Raw genomic sequence first — 16,512 nt, forward strand, 5'->3', positions numbered from 1 at the left:
GCGCGCACGCCTGAAGCAGGGGACACTTCGCGTCTTCACCATCCCAATACTTCACCGCCCCAGGAGCGTCCCATGTCCCACGTCATCAGCGCGGAACGCGCTTTGGCCTCGCCGCAGTTTTATGTGCTGGACGTGCGCGACAAGGCCGCCTACGAAGCAGGGCACTGGCCGGGCGCGTACTGGCTGGACATCCGTTCCTGGGAAGCATTGGCCAGGTCGGATGAAGGCGCGCTGGAACGCACCGAAGCCTGGGAAGCGGCCATAGGCGCGCTCGGGATAGACGGCACGCGCGAGGTGCTGGTATATGACGACGGCCGCATGACCGAAGCCGCGCGCGCCTGGTTCATCCTGCAGTGGCACGGTGTGGCCGTGCGGGTGCTGGACGGCGGCTGGCCCGAGGCGCTGCGGCTGGCGGGCTTCGTGCTTTCGCGGCAAACGCACGAGCCCGCGGCCGCGCGCTATGCAAGGCCCGCGGGCCACCTGCCGGCCGCCGGGCTGGCCGGCCGTGACGCGCTCAAGCGGCAACTGGGCGGCCAGGTGCAGGTGCTGGACGTGCGCACAGCGGCCGAGTACCGCGGCGAAGACCTGCGCGCCAACACCCGCGGCGGCCACCTTCCCGGCGCGCGCTCGCTGCCGCACGCCGGCCTGCTGGGTGGGCGGGGCCGGCTCAAGTCCGCCGGGGAATTACGCGAGCAGTTCACGCAGGCCGGACTGGACGCGGACCGGCCGCTGGTCACCCACTGCGACGCCGGCGGCCGCGCGGCCCTGGCGGCGCTGGCCGCGGTGCAGGCCGGGCTGCCGGATGTGTCGGCCTATTACCTCAGCTTTTCGGATTGGGCCAAGGACGACAGCTGCAGCGTCGTCAGGCCCTGAGCCGCGCGACGGGCGGCAAGCAGGGCTGCTACACCGCTTTCCAAGCCCGCAGCGGCACGCAAGTCTGTAGCCGCGTCACCGCCTGGTCCATCAGCGCCGGATGCAGCTCATGGCCCAGCGAGCGGGCCACGTCCAGGGTTGCGTCGGCGCCCAGCTCCATCAGGTGGTCAAAGTCGCTGCGTGTGCGCGCCAGCGGCACGATCTCGTCGTTCTGGCCGTGCAGCAAATGCAGGGTGGTCAGCGCGGGCGCGCGGGCCGGCCAGACCTGGTAGCCGCCGCCAAAGGACAGCAGGCGGCCCGCCAGGCCGTCATGCGCATCGCTGAGCGCCAGCGCCAGGCTGGCGCCCGCGCCAAAGCCGGCCAGCGCGGTGTCCGACTGCAGCACCTCAAAGCGCTGCTGCTGCGCGCGCAAATAGGCGGCCAGCACTTCCACGCGCGCGGCCAGGGCTGCCGCATCGTCCAGGCCAGCCGCGGCGGCACCGGCCGCATCGGCATGCGGGCCCGTCAGGCCTTCGGGGATCAGCACGGCGGCCTCTGGAAAAGCGCCGCCCAGCAGATTGCCCAGCTCCAGCATGTCGGCGGCCGAGCCGCCCGCGTCGTGCAGCAGCACAAACAGCTGGCGCGGTGTGGCGCCGGCAGGCAGCAGTTCAATGGTGACGGTGTCCAGGGGATTCATGGCGGGGCAGGGCGGTTAAAGAGGCTGAAAAGGGGCTGAAAAAAGGCACTTGGGGCCTTCGCGGCGGCTTTCAACCACTTTAGCCGAGCCCGCTATGCCGGGGCCGTTTCGCCGCTGTGCGCGTCCTGCATCACCAGCGAGGCATGCAGGCCTATGCCGGCCGCCACGCCGCTCGCGCAGGCAAAAGTGATGCTGTGCGGCACGCGGGCCATGTCGCCGCCCGCATAGACACCGGCCACGCTGGTCTGGCCCCAGGCATCGACACGCACCACGGGCCCCATGGGCGTGTCGTCAAAGGCGCAGCCCAGCGCCGCGGCCAGCGGGCAGGCCATGCGCACCTGGGCGCCCACCAGCAGCGCCTTGAGCGGCAGCCGGCGGCCGTCCTTCAGCAGCACACCGTCCAGCGCGGGCGCGGCACCCTGCAATTCGGTGATGGGCGAAGCCTCGACCTTCACCTTGCGCGCGGCCAGCGAGGCCCTGTCTTCGGGCGACAGCTGCACCAGGCCTTGCGTGAACAGCGTCACCTCGCCCCAGTCGGCAAACAGCAGCGCCTGGTGCACCGACATGGGCCCGGCGCCCAGCACGCCCACCGCGCCACCGCCGATTTCATAGCCATGGCAATAAGGGCAGTGCACCACGGTCTTGCCCCAGCGTTCCTGCAGCCCGGGTATCTCGGGCAGCACGTCGGCCACGCCGGTGGCCAGCAGCAGGCGGCGACCGGTGAACCAGCGCATGCCCTCATCGGCTTCCACCACAAAACCGGTCTCGCCGCTGTCCACGCGGCTCACGCGGCCGCTGAAGAGTTTCACCGTCGGGTAGCCCTGCAGCTGCTGCCTGGCCTCGGCCAGGACCTGCGCGCCCGGCTTGCCGTCATGGCCCAGCACGCCGTGCGATTCGGCGGCAAAACGGTTGCGCGGCAGGCCCGCGTCTATCACCAGCACCTGCCGCCTGGCACGCGCCAGCTGCAGCGCGGCGGACAGCCCGGCAAAGCTGCCGCCCACAATGATGGCGTCATGCAGCATGGGGGGCCTCCGGCGAGGGATGGCGCGCCGCATGAGCGGCCATGGCACGGTTGAAGTCGGCCGACAGGTCGGCCAGCGTGACCTCGCCCAGGCGCTTCATCAGCAAGGCCTCGGCCTCGCGCAGGCTGCCGGCCAGCGCACGCTGCACCGACTGCTCGATGACGCAGCCGTCGGCATGCGGGCCGTCGCCATCCGCCGCGCCGCCGGCATCACCAACGGCCATCTGCACATCAAGCAAGGTGACCGATGCCAGGTCGCGCGCCAGCACCCAGCCGCCGCCGTGGCCGCGCTCGGACACCACAAAACCCGCCTCGCGCAGGCCGGCCATGGTGCGCCGCACCACCACCGCGTGCGTGCGCAGGCAGGCCGCGAGTTCCTCCGAAGTCATGGGCCCGCCGCGGTGGGCCATGTGCAGCAGGGCATGCAGCACGGCCGAAAGCCGGCCTTTGGATTTCATGTAACTTATCATGTTGCATGATTCTAGGGATGCGGCCGGCAAGCGCCGGCCGGGACGCCCCAAAGCCCCACGCGGCCTGGGGCCAATGCCGCCGAATCCGGTGCCGTCCGGCCCGCCGGCGCCGGCTGGGCGAAAATCAGCGCTTTTATGCACGGGACATGCATCCCGGATACCCGGAAAAACACCATGAAAATCGCAAAAGACACCGCCGTCACACTTAGCTACAAGGTGGCGGACGCCCAGGGCAAGCTGGTTGAGCAAAGCAACGCGCCCATGGTTTACCTGCACGGCGGCTACGGCAACACCCTGCCCAAGATCGAAGAAGCGCTGGACGGCAAGGAGCCGGGCTTCCAGACCGTGCTGGCGCTGGAGCCGCAGGACGCTTTTGGCCTGCGCGACGAAAGCCTGGTGCAGACCATCCCGCGCACGCAGTTCCCGCCCGGGGTCAAGGTCGGCGGCCAGCTCGAGGGCCGCGGCGAGGACGGCCGCCGGCATGTCTTTAACGTCACCAAGATCAAGGGCGACACCGTCATGCTGGACGGCAACCACCCGCTGGCCGGCAAGGCCCTGCGCTTTACCCTCAAGGTGACCGACGTGCGCGCCGCCTCCGAAGAGGAAATCGCCCACCGCCACGTCCACGGCGAGCACGGCCACCACCACTGATATTTACAAATCGCCACTGGTCGCCGCCAGCCAACCGGCCGGCGGATGGAGGCCGGTAATATTGCCCGCGTTACCCGTAGTTACGGCTAAAAGACGGCCGTTGTCCTAAAGTGGGACTCAGCCTACACATCCCGAAGGAGCCCGACGACAGGTAGGGCGCGGGATGGCGGCTAACTTCATGGATTAACTTCGGGGGCTCCATGGTCATCAACGCGTTTCTTGTCGAAGACAAGCCGGAAATACGCAATACCCTGGTCGAGGCCATGGAAGAAATCGCGCCGCTGCGCTTTGTCGGCCATGCTGATTCCGAGACCGGCGCACGACAGTGGTTAGGCTCTCACCAGGATTGGGACCTGGCCATCGTCGACCTGTTCCTCACCGAAGGCTCAGGCTTCGGCGTCCTCAAGGACTGCCAGCGCCGCAAGCCCAGCCAGAAGGTCGTGGTGCTGACCAGCCACAACCAGGAGAACCTCATGATTCGTTGCCGTGAGCTCGGGGCGGATGAGATTTTTGACAAGTCGCATGATGTGGAGAAGCTGGTGAGGTTTTGTCAGCGGCACGCTGACAGCCTCGATGGGGTCTTGCCGCCTACGCAGTGAGCCGGGTCTTGCTCCAGCGGGGCGCTCCCCCTCTGACTCCTGCTGGCCGGGAGTGGCCCGGCGGCCAGTAACTTTCTTTTGCTTCGCCAAAAGAAAGTCACCAAAGAAAAGGCGACCCGCAGTCTGGGTCCCTCCGCTGCGCTGCGGGCAACCTGCGCTGCTCGACTGCGGAGGGGGTCTGGCTAAACTCGCTACGCTGCGCTTCGCTCAGACAACGCCAGCCCTTATCCCTCCTCCGTCTGCGCTGCTCGGCCCAGCCAGGACGGGGCAATCGGGATCGGGAACCGAATACCAAAAGACAAAGAAGACCAATACAAACAAGGACACGCCATGGCGTGTCCTTGTGGTTTTAGGTATTGGTATTTTTCTCCCACCCCTTGAGGATGCGCCGAGGAGCGCAGGGCCAGACGGATCAGGGCTGGCGTTGTCTGAGCGGAGTGAAACGCAGCGAGTTTAGCCAGACCCCGGCTGGACCGAGCACCGCAGGTTGCCCGCAGCGAAGCGGAGGGACGCAGCAACCAGGGTCGCCTTTCTTTTGCTTACTTTTCTTTGGCGAAGCAAAGAAAAGTGAGTTGCCGCCGGGCAACCCCCGGCCAGCAAGCCCATGCAGTGGGCACGCTGCCGGCGCAGCCAAGTCTTCAATCAGCAATCGTCACAACGTTATTGGCAAAGCTGATCCGGTCCGCCTCACCGGGCACCAACTGGATCGGTGGTACGTTGGCAAGCGTGATCGGGTTGGCCACGCCGCCAACCTGACCACGCTGAACCGTCCGCACGACCTGGCTCCCCGGCAGCGGCGCACCGCTCTTCAAATGCGCATACATCATGTCCATGGCCTGGATGAAATAGCGGTGCAGCGGCACCAGGCGCGCGCCATAGCCCGGAAATCCCAGGAAGGCGTCGAAGTGCTGGGCGTTGGTGACTTCGATGTAGGAGAGCTTGCTGGCTTGGCCCTCGGCCATTTTGTTGAGGCCGAAGTAGGGCCGCGAAGTCAGTGCCACCGGCACCAGGGTGTCGGAGCGGCCGTGCACGATGAGGGCCGGCTTGCCTTGCAGGTTGGCGGTGCGCAGCACCTGCTGTATGCCTTCGCGCACGCGCAGGCTTGCGGGGCTGTTGCCGGCCACCAGGGCGCGCAGGCACAGCGCGCCCTGGCTGTTGTAGTCCTGCACATTGCCGGCCGACACCGAGGCTGCGTCGAGCAGCGGGCCGCCCACGCTGAGGTTGTTGACGATACTGACGCCGGCCGTGGGCGGCACGCCGTTGCCGGTGCCGAAGGAAGTCGCCAGCGCGGCGGGGGACACCGGCACCGGTACATTGGGTGTGGGCGAGGTGGCCGGGGCGGTGGCGGCAAAGCTGTAGCCGCAGAGGTTGTCCTGCACGCCGAAACGGCCATAAGCATTGGCATAGGTCAGCGCCACCGGCAAGGTGGCGAATGAATAGTGCGAGGCCTGCAGGTCATTGCTTTCGGGCTGCCAGCCCGCGGCCTGCAGCACCGCCATGGCGCCGGCCGCCTGCTCGGCCGGGGTGTTGCCGTTGACAATGCCCTGGGCCTTGAGCGTCGCGCAGCGGTTCGCGGCAATCGCCGGGTTGATGGTGTTAAACACATTGGTGGCGGGCGAGAGCAGCGCGGCGCAGGGCTGCAGCAGATTGGCCAGCGTGGTGTAGTCGTACAGCGGCCGGCCGGTGCCGGCCAGCGTGACGTTGCCGTGCCGCACGCTGAGCCGGTTGTCGGGCACCAGCTGCACCTGCGGCTCGCCGACCGCCACGCCGCTGATCAATCCCCGCGTGTCGAGTTCGGCCGCGGCCAGCGCCGCGCCCGCGCCGTTGGACACGCTGGAGGCGATCACGATCGTGTTGGCCGGTGTCAGCGTGCGCAGGCGCGACACGCCGTCGCGCGCCGGCGCGCCATAACGCTCGTTAAGCACATAGTAGGCAAACTCCACCGCCTGCAAGGTAAAGCGGCCCCAGTCTTTTTCGGAGTTCTGCTGCGAATGCGCATGCTTGACGGCGAAGCGATTCGGCGTGGCCGCGTTGAAGGCCGTGCGCTCGGCCGGGCTGATGGCGGCCGTGAAGTTGGAAGTGATGCCGGCCGCCACCGCATCGGCGCGCAGGCCGTTCTGCAAATGCACCGTGTTGTTCTGCAGGTCGTGCATGCCGCTGCCCGTGCCCTTGTCGGTATAGGCCACGGCGCAGCCGTTCTTCAAACCCCATTCGCCCGAGGAGCCTATCGCGCCGTAAACGCCGCGCGAGCCGCTGGAGGTGCCGGTGACGATGCAGGCGCTGGCCGGGTTGAAGCTGGCCGGCACCTGCACCATCATGGTCACATTGTGGCGGCCGCTGCCGTCGTCAGAGTAGGCGATGTATTCGCTGCCGGGGATCTTGCCTTCGCCGGTGGTGACGACGCCGCGCGCATCCACATTCGGGCCGTAGAGCGTGCCGTAGCCGCCGGCCGGCGAGATGTCGAGGATGGCGCGGTAGTTGTTGTAGATCGCAATGCGCCGCAGCTCGGCCGGCGTCGGCTTCAGCGGGTCCGCCGGCTGCGGCGCCGCGCCGCCCAAGCCGGTCTTGCCCAGGCCCGCGGTCAGCAGGTCGTCATTGCCGCCGTCATACACACCGACGCTGATGGGGCCCAGAAAGGCCGGCTTGGTGTTCTTGGGTTCGCCCGCGCCGCTGCCGCAGCCGGCCAGCAAGGCGGCCGCCGTGAGCAGGCCCAGGCCTGTGGTGATGGTGTTTTGCATCTCGTCCTCCGTGGTGTTGTCCGGCTGCTGCCGCGACCATCATCATCGGGTCAAGCGCCGTGATTTGCACGACGGGGACGATTTGATTTGTAAGGGTTTTGCCTCTATCCCCGCCAAGGCCTGTTTGGTGCAGCCATGTCCACAGACGTCTTGTTTTCAATCTGCGTAATCTGACGATCAAGAAATTCATCCACAGATTACGCAGATTTACGCAGATGAAGACATCGGGATGTCACTATGCAAAGTCGTGTGGCCACCTATGGGATGGATAAAGTCGGGAGTAAATTCTTCTCTTTAATCTGTGTAAATCTGCGTAATCTGCGGATAAACCAGCGGCCGCCGAATCCTACTTCGCGTCGCTATACACCGTAGCCCGCGACACCCCCATGTGCGCAGCCGCGATCTCCGCGCCGCGGCGTATCTCCAGGTAGCCGGCTTTCTTCAGGTCCTGCACCAGCTGCTTGCGGTCCGCCGGCCGCAGCGAGCGCGCGGTGGTGGCGCGCGCGGCGGCGAAGTCGTCTATGCACTGCTGGATGCGGTCGGCGTTCGCCGCGTCCAGCGTCTCGGTCACGGCGCTGCTTTCAATCGCGGTGAACTGGCCCATCGCGGCCTGGAAGCCGTTGAACAGGGTCAGGTCCACATTGAGGCAGATGGCGGCCACATAGTCGCCTTCCTCATTGCGTATGCCCACCGAGGTGCTTTTGACCTTGCGGCCGTCGGCGAACTGGTTGGCGTAGTTGGCGATCACCGCCGGGTAGTCCGGGTCCTGGATGCGCGCCAGGCCCAGCTCGGTCGCGGGCTGGCCCACGCGCCGGCCGCTCAGATTGTTTTCAATCGCGAGGATGGCGTTTTTGGGATGCGTGAGGTCGTGCACCACCACCTCGCAAAAGGGCGCAAAGGTCTTGCCCAGGCCTTCGGCGATGTTTTTCAGCTCGGCGAGCAGGTGCTTGTTGCTGGGCTTGCTGGCGGGCTGGGGGGGCTTGGCGGGTGCTTTGGGCATGGCGGTGGTTTTCAGAATTCAGACAAATTGTCTGGTGGCCCATCGTATCCGAGTGTGTGGATTTGCAGGTCGCTGCCCCCCACCCCCGCCCTCCCCCAGCGGGGGAGGGAGTGAGAGCAGGTGTTTGACGATTTGTCTAGTACTGGATATATTATCCAGAAACTGGACTTTGTTTCAAGCACCTGAAAGCCCCCCCATGCAAGCCCACTACCTAGACCCCCGCACCGGCAAACACTACCCGCTGACTGACCGCCGCTGGCGCTCCGACGCCGGCAACCCGCTGATGCTGAGCGCGCTGCCCGGCATCAGCCGTGACGACGTCGACACCCGCGAGCGCTCGCTCTGGCGCTACCGTGCCGCCCTGCCGCTGGCCATAGACAGCCGCGCCAGCATGGGCGAGGGCTGCACGCCCCTGGTCGAAAAATCTTGGGGCGGGCTTTCGCCCTTGTTCAAGCTCGAATGGTTTAACCCCACCAGCAGTTTTAAAGACCGCGGCGCCAGCGTGATGGTGTCCTTCCTCAAGCAGCTGGGCATCAACCACATCCTCGAAGACAGCTCGGGCAACGGCGGCGCGGCGATTGCGGCCGCGGGCGCGGCGGCCGGCATGCAGGTCAAGATCCTCGCGCCCAGCTACACGCCTAGCCCTAAGGTCGCGCAGATACGCGCTTTCGGCGCCGAGGTGCAGCTGGTCGAGGGCCCACGCGAGGAGTCCGAGTACGAGGCGATTCGCCAGTCGGAAAACATCTTCTACGCCAGCCACAACTGGCACCCTTTCTTTTTACAGGGCACCAAGTCCATCGCCTATGAACTCTGGGAAGACCTGGGCTTCAAGGCGCCCGACAACGTCATCATCCCGGCGGGCGCCGGCAGCAATGTGCTGGGCTGCCATATCGGTTTCAGCGAGCTGTTGGCCTCGGGCCAGATCAGCAAGCTGCCCAGACTCTTTGCGGCCCAGCCGCTCAACTGCTCGCCCATAGACGCGAGCTTCAAGGCCGGCAGCGATGGCCCCGTGGAGCGCGCCGTCAAACCCACGATTGCCGAAGGCACGGCCATCAAGCGGCCTATCCGCCTGCCGGAACTGCTCAAGGCGATTCGCGAATCGGGCGGCGGCACCTTGGCGCTGGCAGAAGCGCAGATCGCCGCGGCCGTGCGCCGCCTGGCCGGCATGGGCCTGTATGCCGAGCCCACCAGTTCCTCGGCTGCCGCGGCGCTGGAGCTCTTGCAGGCCTCGGGGGCGATCAAGGCGAGTGAGACCACGGTGGTGCTGCTGACCGGCACGGGGCTGAAGTCCACGCAGTTCATGACGGAGCTGTTTGGCGGCTAACGGCCCCGGAAAAACCCCTCCACCCCAGACTCCAATTCCCCCCCATAATTTCCCTGTCTACTAAAGGACTACAAATGCCAGCACGGGCCCAGGCCGCGCGGCAATGACAACAACACCATTTCCTTGGAGGGAAAGAACCATGATGACTTTGGGATTGAAGGCGCTCGTCGCCAGGCTGGCGCTGGGCATGTTTGTTCTGTTTGCCGGCGGCCAGGCCATGGCCGCGGGCTCGCTGGCCATCGATTCGCTGCAGGGCGAAAAATACGGCTTCTCGTTTAACCACCCCAGCACCGACCAGGCCGACGCGCGCGCCATGCGCGAATGCGGCAGCGACTGCGCCGTGGTGCTGCGCTTTGGCGGGGGCCAATGCGGCGCCTATGCCGCCGACCAGGCCAAGGGCTCCAACGCCTATGGCTGGGGCACGGCCGCCAACAGTTCCAACGCCCAGGCTCGCGCCATGTCTGAATGCCGCGAAAGAGGCGGCTCCAGCTGCAAGGTGCGCTCCTGGGGTTGTGATGCCACCAAGACCTCGGCCGAGGCAGCGCCCACACCCCAGGGCAGCGGCAACAGCAATAACACCAGCAAACCGGCCGCCGGCGGCTTCGCCATGCTGGGCGAATGGCTGGTGGACTATGTCTCGCCCACCGGCTACACCGCCAACGGCAGCCTGCGCGTGATCCAGAGCACCGGCAACGGCAGCTACCGCGGCGTGCTGGTGCTGGCTTTTGTCAACACCGAAGGTATCGCCAAACGCGTGCAGCAGGATGCGGCCATCACCGTGCAAGGCAACAGCGTCATCATCAACGGCAGCAACCCCGTCTACCTGCAGGGCACAGGCGTCTACAACGCCGACAACTACACGCTGACCATAGGCAGCAACAACCTGCTGCGCGGCAATAACTCGGATTCCAAGGGTGTGGGTGGCGCGGTAGTAATCAGCCGAAAGTAGGCGTTTAAGCAGTTCCCCGTTTCACTCCCTCCCCCGCTGGGGGAGGGTGGGGTGGGGGCCGGTGGCCTCTAATTCAACGCAGCGATATAGTGGCAACTCACCCAAAGGAAACCGCCATGCTGTTGCTGCTAACCGAAGTCTCCTGGCTGCTGTTTATCCTCACCTCGCTGGTCGTGATCATCACGCCCGGGCAAGACATGGTGCTGGTCATGTCACGCTCCGTCGCACAGGGCTCCGCGGCCGGCGTGGCCACCGCCGCGGGTGTCAGCGTCGGCCTCATAGGCCACACCGTGCTGGCCACCCTGGGCCTGGGCGCGATCTTGCGCACCTCGGAATGGCTGTTTGTCGCGCTCAAACTGGTGGGCGCCGCTTACCTGATTTACATCGGCATAGGCCTGCTGCGCAGCAAGGACAGCACGCTGCAGGTCGAAGGCGCGGTACCGCGCTCCATGGGCCGGTTGTTCCTGGACGGCGCGCTGTCCAATGTCTCCAACCCCAAGGTCGCAGTCTTTTATTTTGCGTTTTTGCCGCAGTTTGTGACCCCCGGCGCCAGCCACCCCACACTCGCCGTCTTTGCGCTGGGCCTGAGTTTTGCCATCCTGACCTTTGTCGTCAAAGGCCCGGTCGGCTACGGCGCCGGCAGGCTTTCGGGCTGGCTGCGTACCCGGCCCGCGGTGCTCAAATGGGTGTACCGCAGCAGCGGCGCCATCCTGGTCGGGCTGGGACTCAAGCTGGCGTTTGAGCGCCGGCCTTAAACGCCACCCCGCGATTTGCGAAAAAAGTCTTAAAAAAAGCCGTCGCGCACGCGCAACAAACCGCCGCAACAACCAGCAAACGCAACTGCGCTTTTGCCCCTCTTGAAATTCGCGGGCGAATTCCTAATTCCTCCATCCGGGCGCCGAGCCGCCGGTCCGGCGCCATTCATGACCATGTTCAACCTGAATGGAGGTAATCGCCATGTTTCGATCCCTGTTTCCCTACGACATGTTCGGGGAGATGGACCGCCTGCAACGCGAGATTCAGCAGGCGCTTGAGCTGTCTCCCAACATACGCGGCTTCGGCCGCGGCGGCTTTCCCGCCCTCAACATAGGCGGCACGCCGCAGACGGTGGAGGTCTATGCCTTCGCCCCCGGCGTAGACCCCAAAACCCTGGAAATTGACCTGGAGCGCGGCATGCTCACCATCGCCGGCGAGCGCAAGTCCGAGCTGCCCCAGGCCCAGGCCGGCGCGCAGTCCACGCTGCACATCAACGAGCGTTTTGCCGGCAGCTTCCGCCGCGTGATCAGCCTGCCCGAAGACGCCGACCCCGACGCCGTCGAGGCCAGCTTCAAGGACGGCCTGGTCCACATCAGCATCCGGCGCCGCGCGGCCGCACAACCGCGCCGCATCACCATCCACTAACTGACACAGATTGGCAAACAAGGAAAGGAGGCCAAGCATGTTCGGCAGCAAATCCACCCAAACCACCAGCAACACCACCAACACCACCAACCCCGCCAACAGCGGCTACGGCAACGCAGCCATGCAAAACGGCGACCCGTCCACCGAGCTCGCGCGGCAGTCGCAACAGCGAGGCCGGCAGCCGGCGCGTTATGCCAACGCCACGCTCACGCCGCCCGTCGACGTGGTCGAAGACAGCACCGGCATCACCCTGTATGCCGACCTTCCCGGCGTGCCCAAGGAGAACCTCAAGCTGCAGGTCGAGGCCGACACCCTGACCATTGAGGCCGACTCCGCCCTGGCCGCGCCCGAAGGCCTGCAGTCCAGCCACACCGAGGTGGGCCTGGGACGGTTTCACCGCGTCTTCAACCTCAGCAAGGAGCTGGACACCGAGAACGTGACGGCCGAGCTCGCCCAGGGCGTGCTCAAGCTGCGCATCCCCAAGGCCGCGCACGCGCAGCCGCGGCGTATCAACGTCAAGGTGGCTTAAGCGGGGTCAGTAGAGGCGCAACCCTCACCCTGAACTTATTCCCTCTCCCCCTGGGAGAGGGTTAGGGTGAGGGCTAGCGGCCTTCAAGCCAACACGGCGAGGGGGCACACCACCAGCCCCACCTTCCCCCAGCTAAGGCTTCTTGGCCCCAGCCTCAGCCAGCGGGTCCGCATGCCGGTGCACCAGCTTCCAGGCATCGCCCTCCAGCCGAAACACCTCGGTCACCCGCAAGGTCATGGGAATGGTTTTGGCCTGGCCCTTCATATGGGCCTGCGCTTTTTGGTAGCCCGTCCAGTAGGCGACGGTGTCACCCGCCGCCATGTCCAAAATTTCAAACTCCGTCGTACTGCCCGGCTCAAACAGCTGGGCATCGTGCTCATAACGCGACCACACCGCGTCCGCGCCCTGCACGGTACCGCCGCCCGGCCCCATAAAGGTGGCCGGCGATGCATGCGCAACCACACGCGCAAGCGGCGCGGCATTGCCGCTGACATAGGCGCTTGCGGCATGCTGGCGCGCCTTCATAAAGGATTGGAAGTCCTGGTGCTGGCTCATGGCTTGTCCCCTTAAAGGGAACAAGGTAAGCCGGGCGCGCGGGGCGTGGCGTAGGACAAGGGAGGAGGGGGAAAGCGGAGAAGTCGGACGGGAGCGGGGTTTTGGTGAATATTCACCTGCGAGATGGGTGCGTTTTGGTTATCGGAACCGCAGAAGCACCCTAGCTGAGACACGACTTCAGGTTCATGATGGTTGTCACAAAGTGTTAGTGAGACCAAGCTCGGCAACTATGAAGGGAGTTAACTCATGGAGATCTATAAAAATTTGAATAGAGACTCTGGTGTCTCGCGCTATGAAATAAGAGCGGACTCTATTGCCGTTGAATTTATCAAAGGAAGAAAAGTCTACGTATACAGCTATGCAAGCGCGGGGACTGCAAATGTCGAGCGGATGAAGTTGTTGGCTTCAGCAGGCAGAGGGCTAAACACATTCATCATGAATAACGTGCGCCTTCAGTATGTGCGTTAAGCATACATGCTGGAGTGACCGCGCTTAGGTGGCTATTCACCAAATATTAAAACGAGAAGCATTAAATGGAAAACACTGCTCATAACCCCGATCAGCACATGTTTGGGTTGCGACAGATCGCAACAAACGGCAAAAAGCGAATTGGACTTTTAATCGGTGCGGGGGCGCCGGTGAGTATTGATGTTGGAACTAACGGTGAGTGGGAGCCGCTTATTCCGAACATAGCCGGCCTGGAGGCCATCGTCCTGGCGAAGTTAAGCGCTCCTCATAAAAAAGTGTATGAGCTAATAAAAGAATCCATCACAAATCCAAATTTAGAAAAGATACTTTCCAAAACTCGGATGCTTGCTGAAGTCGTGGGAACGAGCAAGATCTTCGATTACAGCTCGGCAGATTTCCTGGATCTATCAAAGTGCGTCTGCGGCGTAATACGTGATGTGGTGAGCAAAGATCTCCCCATGCCACCTAACCCCTATTCCGAGGTCGTCTCTTGGATCAATGGAATAAGCCGCAAGTACGGCGTAGAGATCTTTACAACTAACTACGACCTACTTTTTGAGACCGCGCTGGAAAGAGCCAAAACGCCATACTTCGATGGCTTCAGTGGATCAAAGAACGCATTCTTTGATCCATCAAGTATTTCCAAAAATGATTTGCCACCCCGATGGGTGAGACTGTGGAAACTTCATGGATCCATAGGCTGGGAAAGCAATGATATTGGTGAAGTAGTGCGCGTCCCCAACTCTACAAACGCCAATATGGTTTATCCGTCACACATTAAGTATGACCAAACACAGGCTGCGCCTTTTTCCTCACTCTTTGAACGCCTCAAGGATTTTTTAATGGCGCCGGACACATTTTTGCTGACAAGCGGATTCTCATTTGCCGATGCTCACATATCTTCCAAATTACTTGAATGTCTTCTAGCAAATCCATCCTCTGCTCTTTTCGCATTTCAGTTTGGAACTCTTGAAAATGAGAAGAACGTTACTGAATTGGCAATGAAGTGCCCTGGTATTAGCGTATTTTGTAGCGACGGCGCAATCATTAACGGCATTCAAGCCAAATGGAAGATCGGCACTCCGCCGACAAAGAATTGGCACGAAATAAGGGCTGAATACTACAAAGACAACAAATTTCTGCTTGGTGATTTTAAGAAGCTCGCTCGATTCCTTGCCACTGCGGGAAGCGATATCTCGCAGGATGCAATTGCCGAAGAAGACGTGGCGCCAGCGAAATGATTAATCAACCTACTCTGCTGGGAATAGTCACTGGAGTGTCCAGTTCATCGGTTTCCGTCGATCTCGCCATTTCTGTCGAGTCGGGAATAGTAGTGCTTGAAGGGCGAAACTATCGAATTGGGCAAGTAGGAAGTTTCGTAAAAATCCCCCTCGGATACAACCACCTGTATGGCGTCATTTCTGAATCAAACGAGTCGTCGACCGTCGACACCGAGATAGGTATTTCCAAGGATCGGAAATGGATCAAGGTGGAACTGGTTGGGGAGTCGCTAGGCGATTCTTTTGATCGCGGCATTAGCGAATATCCAAGCATCGGCGACCAGGTTCATTTTGTCGTGGACAGTGACCTTAAGAACATCTTTAGAAGAACCTCTGGAAACCAGTTCAATGTCGGACGACTTTCTAGTTCAGAGGGTATCGGAGTAAGCCTTGATCTAGATAAACTGGTTGCAAGGCATTCGGCCATTCTCGGCTCGACTGGTTCCGGAAAATCCACAAGCACAGCTAGTTTGCTGCGGTCAATGGTTTTGCGCGGCGAGGAAGCCACTCTCCCTTCCGCGAGAATTCTTCTCATTGATATACATGGTGAATATGCGCCCGCGTTAAAGGATGTGGCAAAAGTCTTTTCAGTATTGCCTTCTGACGAAAATCAACTCTATATCCCGTACTGGTGCATCTCACCGGACAAGCTTCTTGAATTTCTATGTAACAGCCCAAACGAATCACAAAAAGCTCAATTTCTGGACAAAACCGTAGAGGAGAAAAAACTCTCAATACAAAAAAATGGTATTCCAGATATCGATCAAACTAAGGTGACTAGCAGCACTCCATTGCCATACCGCATAAAGAAGATGTGGTACGACCTGTCTTATGAAGATACCGTAAATTGGTCGGACCTGAATATGACCATCCCTGCATACGCGGTTGATGGCATGGGAGATTTTTCAAAATTAATTGCACCGAAATTTCAGCCACCGGGATCGGGTCCGGCTCTACCAAAAAAGGGCGGCTCGGGGATCATGAAGAGACAACTGGACATGATGAAATCCCGTCTGGTTGACACTCAATATTCATTTTTGCTTGACCCAGGGCCGTGGAGTCCGGATGCGGATGGAAAAATCGAGCAAGACTTGGATGCCTTGATTGAAGATTGGATCGGCCATGACAAGCCAATCACAATTTTTGATCTCTCAGGGATGCCATCTGCAAGGCTTAGTCTGTTGCTAGGTGCTGTGCTCGACATAATTTTCGAAGCTGCAATTTGGGGAAGAAGCCTGAAAGAGGGGATGCGCGAGCGGCCACTTTTAGTAGTGCTGGAGGAGGCTCATCGGTATTTGGGTAGAGCGGAGCCCGGGCTGGCGAAAGAAATGGTCCAACGAATAGCCAAAGAAGGTAGAAAATTTGGTGTTGGAGCGATGATAGTAAGTCAACGCCCTTCCGAGATCGACGAAACTATTTTGTCGCAATGCGGGACGATTATTTCCCTAAGGATCAACAACTCCACTGATCGTGGAATCGTTAAAGCTGCAATGTCCGAAGGGCTTGCAGGAATAATTGACTCCCTACCAGTGCTGCGAACTGGTGAGGCAATTATTGTGGGTGAAGCGGCACAGCTTCCCACCCGCTGCCGCTTCAACATGCTCCCAGAAGATAGATATCCAAACAGCAGCGATCCCAAGATTGCTGAGCGTTGGAGCGAACCGCTAGGGGAAGAAATATATGCGGACTTAATAGCCGCGTGGCGCAACCAAGAAACCAAACCGAAGGATTAATATGCAACGAAATCCGGTGAGTTCTTCAAATTTGGCGTCCGTTGGCTATGAGCCATCCAGCTCAACTCTAGAAATTGAATTTAATACGGGGCGTGTCTATCAATATTTTGATGTCCCGGAGCATGTCTACCAAGAATTGATTTCCGCAGCATCAGTTGGCTCATACTTCGCTAGATCAATAAAAAATTCCTTCGCTTGTTCGGAGGTGTAATTTCGACGTGGCTTGCCACAGCTTTACTGAACTC

Annotated in this window: 18 protein-coding genes; 12 read left to right on the forward strand and 6 right to left on the reverse strand. The window is 61.7% G+C overall.

Annotated features, from left to right (window positions below; all coding sequences use genetic code 11):
- The first annotated feature begins 72 nt into the window (after positions 1–72).
- Positions 73–873 carry a sulfurtransferase gene (locus tag AC1DUN_RS21825; protein ID WP_477715815.1) on the forward strand — a complete coding sequence of 267 codons (801 nt, stop codon included), beginning with the start codon at positions 73–75 and terminating at the stop codon, positions 871–873.
- A 28-nt stretch (positions 874–901) separates the two neighbouring features.
- Here the strand turns inward: AC1DUN_RS21825 and ypfH are convergent, their stop codons facing one another.
- The 3 genes from ypfH to AC1DUN_RS21840 form a co-directional block, all read right to left on the reverse strand.
- Positions 902–1,549, reverse strand: a complete 648-nt coding sequence (ypfH, locus tag AC1DUN_RS21830) for an esterase (protein WP_477715816.1) — start codon at positions 1,547–1,549, stop codon at positions 902–904.
- A 92-nt stretch (positions 1,550–1,641) separates the two neighbouring features.
- Positions 1,642–2,571, reverse strand: coding sequence for an NAD(P)/FAD-dependent oxidoreductase (locus tag AC1DUN_RS21835; protein WP_477715817.1), 930 nt, complete (start codon positions 2,569–2,571; stop codon positions 1,642–1,644).
- Positions 2,561–3,028, reverse strand: a complete 468-nt coding sequence (locus tag AC1DUN_RS21840; RefSeq protein ID WP_477715818.1) for an Rrf2 family transcriptional regulator — start codon at positions 3,026–3,028, stop codon at positions 2,561–2,563. The genes AC1DUN_RS21835 and AC1DUN_RS21840 overlap by 11 nt, the downstream gene beginning before the upstream one ends.
- 186 nt (positions 3,029–3,214) lie before the next feature.
- Between AC1DUN_RS21840 and AC1DUN_RS21845 the strand changes: the two genes are divergently transcribed.
- Both AC1DUN_RS21845 and AC1DUN_RS21850 read left to right on the forward strand, forming a co-directional pair.
- Complete coding sequence (locus tag AC1DUN_RS21845) at positions 3,215–3,691, forward strand: FKBP-type peptidyl-prolyl cis-trans isomerase (RefSeq protein ID WP_413326419.1); 477 nt, start codon at positions 3,215–3,217, stop codon at positions 3,689–3,691.
- A gap of 200 nt (positions 3,692–3,891) precedes the next feature.
- On the forward strand, positions 3,892–4,290 hold the full coding sequence (locus AC1DUN_RS21850; RefSeq protein WP_477715819.1) for a response regulator: 399 nt from the start codon (positions 3,892–3,894) through the stop codon (positions 4,288–4,290).
- 638 nt (positions 4,291–4,928) lie between these two features.
- On the opposite strand, the gene AC1DUN_RS21855 is transcribed toward AC1DUN_RS21850, so the two are convergent.
- Both AC1DUN_RS21855 and AC1DUN_RS21860 read right to left on the reverse strand, forming a co-directional pair.
- Complete coding sequence (locus AC1DUN_RS21855) at positions 4,929–7,028, reverse strand: D-(-)-3-hydroxybutyrate oligomer hydrolase (protein ID WP_477715820.1); 2,100 nt, start codon at positions 7,026–7,028, stop codon at positions 4,929–4,931.
- A gap of 346 nt (positions 7,029–7,374) precedes the next feature.
- A complete protein-coding gene (locus AC1DUN_RS21860; RefSeq protein WP_477715821.1) occupies positions 7,375–8,028 on the reverse strand; it encodes a helix-turn-helix transcriptional regulator in 654 nt (217 codons plus the stop codon).
- A 196-nt stretch (positions 8,029–8,224) separates the two neighbouring features.
- Between AC1DUN_RS21860 and AC1DUN_RS21865 the strand changes: the two genes are divergently transcribed.
- The 5 genes from AC1DUN_RS21865 (at position 8,225) to AC1DUN_RS21885 (ending at position 12,231) form a co-directional block, all read left to right on the forward strand.
- A complete protein-coding gene (locus AC1DUN_RS21865; RefSeq protein WP_477715822.1) occupies positions 8,225–9,352 on the forward strand; it encodes a threonine synthase in 1,128 nt (375 codons plus the stop codon).
- A 139-nt stretch (positions 9,353–9,491) separates the two neighbouring features.
- Positions 9,492–10,301, forward strand: a complete 810-nt coding sequence (locus tag AC1DUN_RS21870; protein WP_477715823.1) for a DUF4189 domain-containing protein — start codon at positions 9,492–9,494, stop codon at positions 10,299–10,301.
- Positions 10,302–10,417: 116 nt separating this feature from the next.
- A complete protein-coding gene (locus tag AC1DUN_RS21875; RefSeq protein ID WP_477715824.1) occupies positions 10,418–11,056 on the forward strand; it encodes a LysE family translocator in 639 nt (212 codons plus the stop codon).
- Positions 11,057–11,258: 202 nt separating this feature from the next.
- The gene (locus AC1DUN_RS21880; RefSeq protein ID WP_477715825.1) at positions 11,259–11,702 is read left to right on the forward strand and encodes an Hsp20/alpha crystallin family protein; all 444 of its coding nucleotides are present in this window, start codon (positions 11,259–11,261) and stop codon (positions 11,700–11,702) included.
- A 37-nt stretch (positions 11,703–11,739) separates the two neighbouring features.
- Complete coding sequence (locus AC1DUN_RS21885) at positions 11,740–12,231, forward strand: Hsp20/alpha crystallin family protein (RefSeq protein WP_477715826.1); 492 nt, start codon at positions 11,740–11,742, stop codon at positions 12,229–12,231.
- 132 nt (positions 12,232–12,363) lie between these two features.
- On the opposite strand, the gene AC1DUN_RS21890 is transcribed toward AC1DUN_RS21885, so the two are convergent.
- Complete coding sequence (locus AC1DUN_RS21890) at positions 12,364–12,786, reverse strand: YybH family protein (RefSeq protein ID WP_477715827.1); 423 nt, start codon at positions 12,784–12,786, stop codon at positions 12,364–12,366.
- Positions 12,787–13,032: 246 nt separating this feature from the next.
- Between AC1DUN_RS21890 and AC1DUN_RS21895 the strand changes: the two genes are divergently transcribed.
- From AC1DUN_RS21895 to AC1DUN_RS21910, 4 genes are all read left to right on the forward strand, one after another.
- Positions 13,033–13,254, forward strand: a complete 222-nt coding sequence (locus AC1DUN_RS21895; RefSeq protein ID WP_477715828.1) for a hypothetical protein — start codon at positions 13,033–13,035, stop codon at positions 13,252–13,254.
- 65 nt (positions 13,255–13,319) lie between these two features.
- The gene (locus AC1DUN_RS21900; RefSeq protein WP_477715829.1) at positions 13,320–14,495 is read left to right on the forward strand and encodes an SIR2 family protein; all 1,176 of its coding nucleotides are present in this window, start codon (positions 13,320–13,322) and stop codon (positions 14,493–14,495) included.
- Positions 14,492–16,267, forward strand: coding sequence for an ATP-binding protein (locus AC1DUN_RS21905; protein WP_477715830.1), 1,776 nt, complete (start codon positions 14,492–14,494; stop codon positions 16,265–16,267). The genes AC1DUN_RS21900 and AC1DUN_RS21905 overlap by 4 nt, the downstream gene beginning before the upstream one ends.
- Position 16,268: 1 nt before the next feature.
- A complete protein-coding gene (locus AC1DUN_RS21910; RefSeq protein ID WP_477715831.1) occupies positions 16,269–16,478 on the forward strand; it encodes a KTSC domain-containing protein in 210 nt (69 codons plus the stop codon).
- Positions 16,479–16,512: the final 34 nt, after the last annotated feature.

This window comes from Polaromonas sp. P4_F6, assembly GCF_056401275.1.

Coding starts and splice junctions, on each gene's coding strand:
- AC1DUN_RS21905 (WP_477715830.1), top strand. CDS start 14,492: ATGATTAATCAACCTACTCTGCTGGGAATAGTCACTGGAGTGTCCAGT.
- AC1DUN_RS21855 (WP_477715820.1), bottom strand. CDS start 7,028: ATGCAAAACACCATCACCACAGGCCTGGGCCTGCTCACGGCGGCCGCC.
- AC1DUN_RS21880 (WP_477715825.1), top strand. CDS start 11,259: ATGTTTCGATCCCTGTTTCCCTACGACATGTTCGGGGAGATGGACCGC.
- AC1DUN_RS21840 (WP_477715818.1), bottom strand. CDS start 3,028: ATGAAATCCAAAGGCCGGCTTTCGGCCGTGCTGCATGCCCTGCTGCAC.
- AC1DUN_RS21860 (WP_477715821.1), bottom strand. CDS start 8,028: ATGCCCAAAGCACCCGCCAAGCCCCCCCAGCCCGCCAGCAAGCCCAGC.
- AC1DUN_RS21850 (WP_477715819.1), top strand. CDS start 3,892: ATGGTCATCAACGCGTTTCTTGTCGAAGACAAGCCGGAAATACGCAAT.
- AC1DUN_RS21875 (WP_477715824.1), top strand. CDS start 10,418: ATGCTGTTGCTGCTAACCGAAGTCTCCTGGCTGCTGTTTATCCTCACC.
- ypfH (WP_477715816.1), bottom strand. CDS start 1,549: ATGAATCCCCTGGACACCGTCACCATTGAACTGCTGCCTGCCGGCGCC.
- AC1DUN_RS21890 (WP_477715827.1), bottom strand. CDS start 12,786: ATGAGCCAGCACCAGGACTTCCAATCCTTTATGAAGGCGCGCCAGCAT.
- AC1DUN_RS21835 (WP_477715817.1), bottom strand. CDS start 2,571: ATGCTGCATGACGCCATCATTGTGGGCGGCAGCTTTGCCGGGCTGTCC.
- AC1DUN_RS21895 (WP_477715828.1), top strand. CDS start 13,033: ATGGAGATCTATAAAAATTTGAATAGAGACTCTGGTGTCTCGCGCTAT.
- AC1DUN_RS21885 (WP_477715826.1), top strand. CDS start 11,740: ATGTTCGGCAGCAAATCCACCCAAACCACCAGCAACACCACCAACACC.
- AC1DUN_RS21900 (WP_477715829.1), top strand. CDS start 13,320: ATGGAAAACACTGCTCATAACCCCGATCAGCACATGTTTGGGTTGCGA.
- AC1DUN_RS21865 (WP_477715822.1), top strand. CDS start 8,225: ATGCAAGCCCACTACCTAGACCCCCGCACCGGCAAACACTACCCGCTG.
- AC1DUN_RS21845 (WP_413326419.1), top strand. CDS start 3,215: ATGAAAATCGCAAAAGACACCGCCGTCACACTTAGCTACAAGGTGGCG.
- AC1DUN_RS21825 (WP_477715815.1), top strand. CDS start 73: ATGTCCCACGTCATCAGCGCGGAACGCGCTTTGGCCTCGCCGCAGTTT.
- AC1DUN_RS21870 (WP_477715823.1), top strand. CDS start 9,492: ATGATGACTTTGGGATTGAAGGCGCTCGTCGCCAGGCTGGCGCTGGGC.
- AC1DUN_RS21910 (WP_477715831.1), top strand. CDS start 16,269: ATGCAACGAAATCCGGTGAGTTCTTCAAATTTGGCGTCCGTTGGCTAT.